Below are 10,352 nucleotides of genomic sequence, written 5' to 3'. Positions count from 1 at the left end.
GTCGTCAGGCGGCGAAAAGCCGAAGGCAATCCTGTGCGCCTCGTCAGACAAGATGTGCGGCCGCATCAATCGGGCCCAAAAGCCGCACTCTCACGAATAGGACGGGCTAGGAGTCGTGCTCGGACCGCTGTAGGATCGACGCGCCCATTGTCTTGCGGCTTTCGTCCCTCGCGGCATCCTTGAGCGCGTAATGATAGTTGATCGGCAAGATCGGATGGACCTCGGCCGACGAAATCGATCACACGATAGTCGCTGATCTCTTATCTAAACAGGTCCTGATATGGCAGTATGTAGGATCGTGACCAGATGGGACGGATGCTCTCTGCATTGCGCGAAGCTAAATCGGAGGCGCAAAGATCGAGCCGCGATAAGCCCTCATCAAGTGCGTTTGTAACAGCACATCTGCTACTCTGACATCAAGCGGCACAATCGGCCTATCCTAAAGGTAATATCAGGATCGGTGCCCGGGCCATCTCAGGAAATATCGAGGATCAAGACTCAAAAGTCAGTGCGAGAACGGGCACATCCGCGGAGATCCGGCGTTGGGTAAGCTCTAGAGATGCAATGAAGTCCGCCTCGAGGAGATACCTCATCGAAAGCGCTCCCGCGACGGTGCGCCAAGGAGCTCTGCGCGCCAAGGGATGTCTGTCGAACAAGGCTCCGCTCGCAAAATCTTCTTGCTCGGTAAGGCAGCTAGAAAATTGGCCGAGTCGGTCGATGGCCACAACGAGTTGCCGAAAGTCTTGCCGGCGTAATTCGCCAACGGATCAAGTCGTCAGACCGCGAACTTGAATCCACCGTCGCCTAGCCCGTTGGGGCATCAAGATTCATGGATGGTTCTTCATTCCACGATACGTCACACCGTGGATCGAAAAATAAGTAATTGCAGGTCAGTTCTTCACCGGGTTGTACGTCACGGGCTGTGAAAACTCGGCGGTCGTCTTGGTATGTGTTTGGGCGGCTGCTGTGGTTCATGAAGCGGGCATTGTCAGCATTGTACTCGATAACACCATCGTAAGCCTTGTAGTCTCTTGGATAGGCATGCTTATCAAGTAGCGCTTGGAATGTTGGAGCTAGGGCTTCGTATTGTTCAGGCGTCACCGTGATGTCAACGATTGGGTTGTGAATCCAGATCAACGAACCTTTGGGCAAACGAGTCGCGGAGAAAAGTCCAATACCGCCAAACCTGTCTGGCTTCAAAATTGTGTCGACGATCAGCATTGAAGAAGTCTCCCGGAGTCACTACCCAGCAAACTAACTGACGTGAGCTGCGAAATCTGCTGCACGAATTGGTAGGCTCGTTTATCCGCGCCTCCATCACAATTTATGTCTTCTCCAGGCGTATTGGGCCGCCTGCTGCGGATCGCCTCCAGCGACAAGGCCGTGAGCTGGGAGGGCTGCAAGTCAGTCGCATTCCGAGCAAAGATCCGTGTCGATTATAGCGGCGAGCTCGTGTCGCACGATCATGACCTGTTACCAGCGCGACGGCGCGCTCGATGCTCTCGCGGCCCGGCAAGCCGCCGACAAGCCCTTCATCGCAGCTTCAAGAGCCGCCCGCGGGTGAATGCGTCAGTGCGTGCCCAGGCAACTGTGGATGTGGAGCAGATATTGCAGGCAAAGTGCGCGGGAGGCCGGCACTCGACTGCCGATTTCGCTGCACAACCGCCTCGAGGCAATCAACGTGATCACGCCGTAGTTAGCAAGAAAACGGAGGTAGAAGTTCGGCCCAACGAGGAGTTGCTAAGCGATGATGCTGGCAAGTCATCGACGCGAGCAGCGGACATCTGTGCTGCCCAGAACCGCGCCAACCTCGCAGGAGCAGCCGGAGCAAGCTATGGTCCAATAACAAGTCCAATTCCGGAACTATCTGGACGGGCTCCATGCGTTTGAGATGTCCCTCGGCGTCTACATTCGTGGGTGATGGATGAGCCGAAGGTCATCGGAGCCTCCGGGTCCGAAAAGGGCGGTGTAGCGCTCACCATGAATGTCGTATTGTTTTGTCGGATGCGCTTCGTCCGGCAGAAGGCCCCACTGGCCGAGTTTCGCCCGCATCGTGTCCGGCGCGGGTTGGGTGCCGTGCAAAAAAGTCTCGGGAACGGAGAATGATGCAGCGTAAATCTCGCGGGCCGCGGGGTACGTCCTCTGAGCCCTGGAGGACGCCGGAGCGGCTTGCTCAATCGACCGTCCAAAAAGCGATCGGGCGGTTCGATCCGTTGGCTGCAGGCTGGGCGGCAGAACGTTTTCCGGTCGAGATCCGAATTGAATGGTTGAGCCTGGCGGATTGAGTGGGGTGCTTCGCCTCATCGCCCCCGCAGGCACGAACAGCGCCGTGTAACGGTCATTGTGAACGATAAAACTGGTAGGTCGGCTGTCCTGGCTCGGCGGGACGTTGCTGCGCTCGTGCGCAGCGGACGCGTGCTGGTCGCCGTGCTGCGCGTTGAACGGACCAACGGCCGCTTCTGAGTCCAGGGCTTGGTGATGACCCTCGTTTGGTTCGAGAGATGACGATGGGCGAGCGTTATCCACCATGGCCCACAGCAGATCCTGATCGTAGACTTCCTCAGGAAGGACGAACCGGCTGCTGGCCAGAAGCGGTGCGCCGGCGTCTTCAATTAACTCGCGACCGGTTGAATTGCCGGGCTCGGTGCGCTGGCGCGCAGTGGCATTTTCTTCCGCCAGGCTTAGTGTCCTCTGCCTCTTCGTAGGTTGGCCGGTGTAATCCTCATCCACAACGACTTCGTGACCTGAGCTGGAAGCGACCGAGGCTAGCTCGTTTGCAGCCGGCCGGTAGGCGCCGCTCCAGCTGAAGTAACGAACGGCTTCTTCGGGATCCGGTGCCAGACCACCCGGGGCTGGCCGGTTGAGAGACGATGCTAGGATCGCTTCGCGTATCGGCTCTTGCCACGGATCCTGATCGTGACCTTGCGCAGTCAGTTCCTCCGGCCCACCCTGCGGCGCGCGATGCTGCGCAGCGGCGTCCTCGCGTCTGGTGACTGCGTGTTCGGGATGAGGACGGTCCGTGCTCTGGTGCTCAAGTCCCAATGCCTGGGCCAGTCTAAGGCCTTCTTCAGACAGATGAGGGTAGTAGGGATCATGAAAAACGGGATTCTCTGCGATTGTCGAGGTATCAAGCTGGGGCACTTCATCCAAGTAAGGCTCAAACTCCGCTTGCTGCTGTTGCGGTGCCGCGGCGTGGTCACGGTCGAGTGGGTTGATGCGGTTAAAAGGGTCCATGTCGACTCTCCGGTGGTTTGAGTCGGCTCGCAATGCCGATCCAATCGTGTCACTGTCTCACTCTATTAGGATCAGCTGTCGACAAGCTGACGTGCTTAGAGACTAACCGGAGTGCGATCTCAGCTCAGTCATTTCGCCGCAACCGCGACTGGTGACGAAGCCGAGCAGGCGGCATCGTTTTTGCCTGTTTGGGACGGGCTCAAATACTGTCGGCACTCTGACGCCGCGATGATCTCGGCAACTGATTGTGGCTCTTCGGTCATCCCAACGTCTCACGCCTTGCTCAGCTTGCACAATCTAATACGGTTGGTGGCCGACAACGGTTCCTGGCTCGCATGTTCGTGTGCCGTACCGCGGCGGATGCTCTCGCTCGGATTGTGGTTCTCTGCTGGTGCTCGGCCGGCAAGACACAGAAAGCCAATAGGCTTTATATCGGCGATCCTTGTCCGGTAATCGCGGCCACGCACATATTTGGTGCGCTCGCAGTAAAGATGTCGAGTGCATGCTCCGCGACCGCGCCGGCTGGGCGCCGTTGAGACCCTCCATGGCCTTCTTCTTGCCGCTCAGAACCAGCTCGGGCTCTCTTTGATCGCCGGCGGACTTGTGCTGCGGCGCACGTATTTGCCCCGCGATCGATTGTTCAGGCCCCAAAAATCGCCAATAGCAAAAGATTCGCCGCATCCTTTCCAGCAGGGCCGATCGTGCCTCCTGAAATCGCGAGTCAACATACGGCCCGGCTAAGCAGGGGATCAAAGCTCCTGGTCGCCGCGCTCGGCTGGCAAAATCAAGTACGTGAAGCGGATCCAACCGGCGAGAGTCGCGCGCCCGGTCCTCACCTTGGGCCCGGCCGCCTCGATTGCGCCGATAGCTTTTGCGGTGTTGCGCGGCCATCCTTGGCCGCTTCATCTCGCCGGCGTCTCTGGAACGATTCCGTCGCGGCACCGGGCGAGCAGAACACGCGCTCTGTTGCGCAGAATTTGTAGCACGCATGATCAACCGCAGGCGGCTGAGCGAAGGGCAGGATGTTGATAGTCTCATTCTGGCCATATCGCCTCGTCGAGAAGTTCTCGCAAATTCACCATCCGCGTTGCTCCGCTGCTTCCCTAAGCGCGTCATCAGCCAGATTCCTGCATAGCTCCCGCTTTGTTCGTATTCACCCGGTCCCGTTCAAGACCTCGATGTGCAGAGCCCGACAGCACATTGCAATTGAATCGATCTGAGATCGCAAAGAGATGATTGTCTGAACCAAGCGCGCGAGTCCTGGCATGTCGATTGCTGGGAAGTGCTTGCTACACCATGCACTGAACTAGACGCAAAGGCCGAGTCAGATCCAACTTGCCGTCGAAACCAATTCTCTAGCTTAGAAGCGGCGCTGCTAACTGCCGCTCCGCCCAACGGAGCCAAGTCATGCTGAGCGACACATCCAAATTCTTCGCCTCCATTCGCATCAACAAGCAGGAAGCGCAGGAGGAGCGCCGGACCGCGGTGCGATGCGAATGGCCTGATTGCCAGAACAAGGCAACCCATCCCGCGCCAAAGGGCCGCCACAATGCGCGCGAATATTGGCACTTCTGCATCGAGCATGCTCGCGAATACAATCAGTCCTACAATTTCTTCTCCGGGATGGACGCCGAAGCGATCGCGCGCTACCAGAATGACGCGCTGACGGGCCATCGTCCAACTTGGAAAATCGGCGAGCCCATCAGCGCCCGCAAGATGACCGGCAGCCCGGCCCATTCCGAGGACGACTGCGATGCTTTTTGCATGCTCGCTGAGCTGAAGGGACGCGCCCGCGCGGAGGCCAGGCCTGAGACGCGCAAGCTTTTCAATGCCAAGCGGAAAGCGTTGCAGGTGATGGGCCTGAATGTCGATGCGACGCTCGGAGATATCAAGGCGAGGTACAGGGCGATGGTCAAGAGGCACCACCCCGATGCCAATGGCGGCGACCGCTCTACGGAGCAGCGCCTGGTCGAGATCATCAAGGCCTACCATTACCTGAAGACCGTGGTGCGGGAGAGCTAACCCGGACACGACTTGAACGGCTTCACCTCACCCGCCATTCCATAGCCCTTCATCGTGTGAAGGCTGCACCCGAGCTGGCGTGTAACCCGCTTCAGACCCTAGGCCCGAGAGGCGCAACATTTCCGCCACGCCACAAGGAGTTCTATCAACCTGCTCCCGGACCGATCAACAACGAGCCTTTGTTTCTTTCCTCGTTCATTCGCTCTCTCCTCGGGTTTGCAAGGAGGGGCAAGTCTTCACGACGCCGATGGGCAGTTCGCAAAGGCGAGCCACAGCGAAAGTTCGAAAGTGCCGTCCTCGACTGCTCGAAAAGCAGAGCCACACTAAACTGCTGCTCCGCTGCCCGCAGGAAGGTTGGTACTGGACTTGCCTCGCGCGTTAAGATGGCACTCAGGGAGTGCCATTCGCGCCCCGTCAATGCAGGTGAGACGGCAGGCCTTTAATCACGCTCTTGATCTATATAAAATTCTGTGTCGCGCATGGGACGTTGTCGCATGTTCGACGTATGTCACATCCGCTCAACCAGAGGAGACCATCTTTCTGCGAGTGCCCCTATTATGGGGGCAAGTTCTCCGATCGGCGAGTGGTGCGAGAATTGCTGTGCGCATCGGTGGTTCTTGGAAAGTCCTGAGGATCGCATGCACGCTGTCGTCCTCGTCAAGCAGCCATTTGTTGATGTCCGCGGGTGGTGGCCCAAAATGCGCAAGCACCTGAGGGCGCTGGACCCGTCCGGGTGTGGTGTGCCGAGCTGCGAACAGTTCCATGCCGACCTCGCTCCTTTGCGGTGGCGCTCGAGACGCCGGCATGTTCTTACGAGAAGTGCTGACCGTGTCCGCCGCAATCGTTGCATGATTTGCCAGCCGTTCTTTCGAGAGACTGGGGCACTGGCACCTCGGAGAGCAGCCCGACCGGTCAGCAGCGAACAAAGTCAGCTTCGCTTTGGCTCGACCTGCCAGCGTGCGTCAAGTCGCTCCGATTATCTTCTCGGAGCGTGCTGGGACCGTGTGAAACAGTTCTGGGCCGGCGCTTTCCTTTCGCGCGCGAGCTTTCAGCTGCAAGAAGCAAAGCCAACATCTGTGTAAGCAAACGGAAATAGAAAATGGATGACCAGTCGCACGGCAAAATGCCACTCGCTTCAAGCAGACGGGAAAGCCGCGGGCCCGACCTATTCAGCTTCATCGAGTGCGCTATACAGACAAGATCAATCGCAGCGCTGTTCGATCTTCTTGTGAATTTCGCGAGCAATGAAGGCTTTGATAAAGTCGCCTACGGAGCACTCTCCTGCTCCAATGAGCGTCGTTTGCCAGAGTATCTACCGCCCCCGCCAACTATAAACTTCCCGTCTGATTGGTGCCAACGCTATGCTGAACAAGAATATCAAGCGATCGACCCGGTGGTCCGGCGGACAGCAATGCTGCCAAGGCCCTTTCTTTGGGATGAACTAACCAGTCGATATGAACTGCAGCCCCGTGAGCTGCGCGTCTTACGCGAGGCCAAAGAAGCAGGCCTTAAGCATGGCATGAGCGTGCCATTGTTTGGATCGCAAGGCCGATCGGCTTTCGTATCGTTTGCATCTCCTTTCGATGATGCCGATCCACAGGATCGCATGGCTCATCTCACGACATTGGCGTCGGCGTTTCACAACGCTGTCGCGCAGATTACACCGCCGCTTGATGAGAGTTGCGAGACAGACATTCCGCTAACACCGCGAGAAACAGAGTGCCTATACTGGGTCGCAGAGGGGAAGTCAGCCTGGGTAATCGGGCAACTTGTTAACGTCACTGATAATACCGTCAATTTCCACATGAAGAACGTCATCAGAAAGCTAGGGGCGGCAAACCGGACAAATGCTGTAGCCAAAGCAACCCGGCGCGGCATCATTTAGCTCCGTACGCCTTCAAAGGAACGATCAAGGACCCTGCGTCGGCGGGCTCTTCCTTTGCGATTCATCTGCTGAGGTCGGGATAGCCGATCTCTAGTGGATTCAACGATGTACTTCAACGGAATTGGCTCAAACCAGATGACGGGGCAAGCGCATCCGGCGCGCGTGTCCGGTGTTTATCAGTGGCTGGCGTGGACCTAGGGGCGTCGGCGCTTCATGCAAGTCTCGCTGCGTCAGACTCGCCTGAGGCTGGATTTCCTAGTTCGGACAATGCAGGTCCTAGGCGGTAAATCGCATGCTTTGTCATACCGACCACGCGATCCCGGCGCTATTGATATGAAGTTCCATCCGTTTCAGATCGAGGATGTCGATCTGTTTGCCAGGAATCGCGCTGTTATAGGTTTTTGCAAGTAAGTGTTGCTAAACAGGCTGCTCAACGCAATGAACGGGTTGAAGCAACAATGACAACATCTTCATTCTCGCCACCAACCGTCTCGAGGCTCTCGAGGCTGCGCCAGCCGGCCGTCCCGGCCATATCAATCAGGCAACTGAGGTGCCGCTGCTCGATGCGACCGCCCGCGAAAGCTGGTTCGTCCCTATGGCAGGGGCTTGCCGCTGGACGAAGCCGTGATCGCTGAAGCCAGGCCCTTCACCTGAGCGGCAGCGCGGCCCTTATCGAGAAGTTGATGCTTCGCGTTGTGCAATCGAGGCTTGCCAGCTGCGGCAATGTCGGCGCGATTTCCACTAACATGAAGCTACCTGCCCGTGCGCAGCGAGTTCAATCGCGATGCGCATTGCATTGTGGCTATGGTGCGCGCCCCACAACTAGGCGCGTCCCAAGTTACCTATCGAAGGATTTGTGGTGAGGGGTCTCCAGCCGTCGACCTTGCGCATGTTGATCTGGCCGGGGGTGAGCAGGCCAGGACGGCATTGCCGCGGCGGCCGCTGATGGCAAACGGTCTTGATCTTGATCCGTCGCTCGAACTCCTCACGCGGCCGCTCAATTGCGTCGGTAGCCGGAATAAGATGTCGCGGCGCCAACTTCCGCTGCGGTGTTCTACAGCGCGGTGTATGGTGCTACCATCGGCGCAGAGGCAGCGGGAGCGCGAATGGCAGGTACGACGACGCGGGCGATGAGCCGGGGTTCGGCTCGGGAGCTTGCCTCTGCGACCCGGTGAGTTGTACCAAGAGCGCGAATTCTTCTTGTCGTTTCGCCGCAGCTCAGATGCCACTGAGGCGAGTGATTGGGGTCGGCATCCCACCGAAGCTTCGGAGAGGTGTTGTTTGGGGAGGCGGCAGGCTTCACCGGCAGCACCGATATGGCGAGGAGTGGGCCAACGCGCTGGCAAGACCCCGCTGGCCAGCGATGAAATGTTGCTCGAGGTCGTAGGAACATCATGGCGGTCTCGCGCGTGCGGACGCCTCTCGCGGAGCGAGTATGTCGGCCGGCCGCTGCAAGCAAGGCGACTGGCGCAGGGCTCTCGACCAAACCGACAAGATCGTCCCGCTCAGCGGCCAAGCGGAGGAAACTAACTGTCCCAGATTTGATGCGTCAGAGGCCCCAGATTCGTCATCCCGAATACGTTGGAACTTTCGGCAGGATAAGCCGAAGAGCAGGCCAATATATGCCCGCTATTCGAACTTCTGCCGATTTGCGTCAGCAACCCGGACAAGAGACTCTTCTCGACGCACATGGGGCAGACGCTAGCGGCCAACAAGCGGCAGGCGTTGGGCAGCTGAATGGTGATCGCCTCGCAATCGCGTTTGACGCAATAGCGATCTTGCGGCCGGTTCAACCCGCTACCTCAACTATTTTCGACTGCCAGCCCTAGTGCCAATTCGTTTGGGCAACTTCCTTCCACGATCGGCTTCGAAGTTCGCGCTAATTCGAGCGTGCAGCAAGGCTCGACAGCGAGGGACTGTCTGAGTGGCGGCAGGCACTGATCCTGAGCCCCGCGCAGCTGTTGCCGGCGCTCCTGCGGGAGGGTGGAGGATCGCGGCTACGCGCAGAACTCACCGAAACTGCCGGGGACTGCAAGTCCTTGATAGGAGTATCGCCACGGGAAGCTGTCCTGTTTGTTGATGCCCTCGCGTCACAGTGCCGCATCCGAATTCCTAGTCCTCTCATCTCGCGCACAATGGGGATTGACGAGGGAGCTCCGACTGAGTGTCGGATTCCGTTGTTCGCTGCCTTCATCTCACCTCGCATCCGCTTTTGCGCGACATCAAAGCGCTTAGATCAGCTCCTGACTAGATGAGCAAAACGCAGACCAACTTCAGTAACGGTTCTTGCTTCATGGCGCTCACGCAAAGATTAGAGTTCCGGCAATCCCAGTCGCTGGTCATGTCGCCGCAGCTGATGCAGGCGATAAAGCTGCTGCAATTATCTAATCTCGACCTCATGACCTTCGTGGAGGAAGAGCTGGAGTGTAATCCGCTGCTCGAGCGTGCCAGTGACGATGCAGCTGGGGCCGAAGCCCCGACTGAGGTCGATCAGGTCAGCGGCGATCAGCTGGCCGAGGCCCAAGTGCGCGACGCCCGGGATGGCGCCATGACCACCTATACCGAATGGGGTGGCGGCGGCTCGGGTGACGAAGACTACAATCTCGAAGCGTTTGTCGCGTCCGAGACAACATTGTCCGACCACCTGGCCGAACAACTGTCGGTCGCATTCACCGCGCCGGCGCAGCGCATGATCGGGCAGTATCTGATCGATCTCGTCGACGAAGCCGGCTATCTGCCGCCGGATCTCGGCCAGGCCGCCGAGCGGCTCGGCGCAACGCAGGAGGATGTCGAGCACGTTCTTGCCGTCCTGCAGGAGTTCGATCCGCCCGGCGTCTGTGCGCGTAACTTGCGCGAGTGCCTGGCGATCCAGCTCCGCGAGCTCGATAGATACGATCCGGCGATGCAGGCCCTCGTCGAGCATCTCGATCTCCTCGCCAAGCGCGACATCGCGAGCTTGCGCAAGCTCTGCGGCGTCGACGACGAGGACATCGCCGACATGATCGACGAGCTCCGCCGGCTCAGTCCCAAGCCGGGCATGAAGTTCGGGTCGGCGCGGCTGCAGACGATGGTACCCGACGTCTATGTCCGTCCGGCTCCTGATGGCGGCTGGCATGTCGAGCTCAACAGCGACACCTTGCCGCGCGTGCTGGTCAACCAGACCTATTATTCCGAGCTGTCGAAGAAGATCGGCAAGGACGGCGACAAGTCC

At 58.5% G+C, this 10,352-nt stretch carries 4 protein-coding genes and 2 pseudogenes; 3 read left to right on the top strand and 3 right to left on the bottom strand.

Going from position 1 to position 10,352, the window contains the following annotated elements:
* Positions 1 to 804: 804 nt before the first annotated feature.
* Both QJT78_RS44705 and QJT78_RS44700 read right to left on the bottom strand, forming a co-directional pair.
* Positions 805 to 1,221, bottom strand: a complete 417-nt coding sequence (locus tag QJT78_RS44705; RefSeq protein ID WP_011084680.1) for an SET domain-containing protein — start codon at positions 1,219 to 1,221, stop codon at positions 805 to 807.
* A gap of 684 nt (positions 1,222 to 1,905) precedes the next feature.
* Positions 1,906 to 3,234, bottom strand: coding sequence for a hypothetical protein (locus tag QJT78_RS44700; protein WP_011084682.1), 1,329 nt, complete (start codon positions 3,232 to 3,234; stop codon positions 1,906 to 1,908).
* 1,407 nt (positions 3,235 to 4,641) lie between these two features.
* Here QJT78_RS44700 and QJT78_RS44695 point away from each other — a divergent pair.
* Positions 4,642 to 5,256, top strand: a complete 615-nt coding sequence (locus QJT78_RS44695; RefSeq protein WP_011084684.1) for a J domain-containing protein — start codon at positions 4,642 to 4,644, stop codon at positions 5,254 to 5,256.
* A gap of 1,099 nt (positions 5,257 to 6,355) precedes the next feature.
* Positions 6,356 to 7,141, top strand: a complete 786-nt coding sequence (locus QJT78_RS44690) for a LuxR family transcriptional regulator (protein WP_018645272.1) — start codon at positions 6,356 to 6,358, stop codon at positions 7,139 to 7,141.
* An 822-nt stretch (positions 7,142 to 7,963) separates the two neighbouring features.
* On the opposite strand, the pseudogene QJT78_RS44685 reads toward QJT78_RS44690, so the two are convergent.
* Positions 7,964 to 8,152: pseudogene (locus QJT78_RS44685) on the bottom strand (hypothetical protein); the annotation flags it as partial.
* 1,282 nt (positions 8,153 to 9,434) lie between these two features.
* On the opposite strand from QJT78_RS44685, the pseudogene QJT78_RS44680 reads away from it, so the two are divergent.
* Positions 9,435 to 10,352: pseudogene (locus QJT78_RS44680) on the top strand (RNA polymerase sigma-54 factor); the annotation flags it as partial.

It is taken from the genome of Bradyrhizobium sp. Mp27 (assembly GCF_029953005.1).
In the GTDB taxonomy this organism is placed as follows: domain Bacteria; phylum Pseudomonadota; class Alphaproteobacteria; order Rhizobiales; family Xanthobacteraceae; genus Bradyrhizobium; species Bradyrhizobium barranii.
The sequence above is the reverse complement of the archived record's forward strand: the minus strand, read 5'-3'. Positions and strand labels throughout refer to the sequence as shown.

Coding starts and splice junctions, on each gene's coding strand:
- QJT78_RS44705 (WP_011084680.1), bottom strand. CDS start 1,221: ATGCTGATCGTCGACACAATTTTGAAGCCAGACAGGTTTGGCGGTATT.
- QJT78_RS44700 (WP_011084682.1), bottom strand. CDS start 3,234: ATGGACCCTTTTAACCGCATCAACCCACTCGACCGTGACCACGCCGCG.
- QJT78_RS44695 (WP_011084684.1), top strand. CDS start 4,642: ATGCTGAGCGACACATCCAAATTCTTCGCCTCCATTCGCATCAACAAG.
- QJT78_RS44690 (WP_018645272.1), top strand. CDS start 6,356: ATGGATGACCAGTCGCACGGCAAAATGCCACTCGCTTCAAGCAGACGG.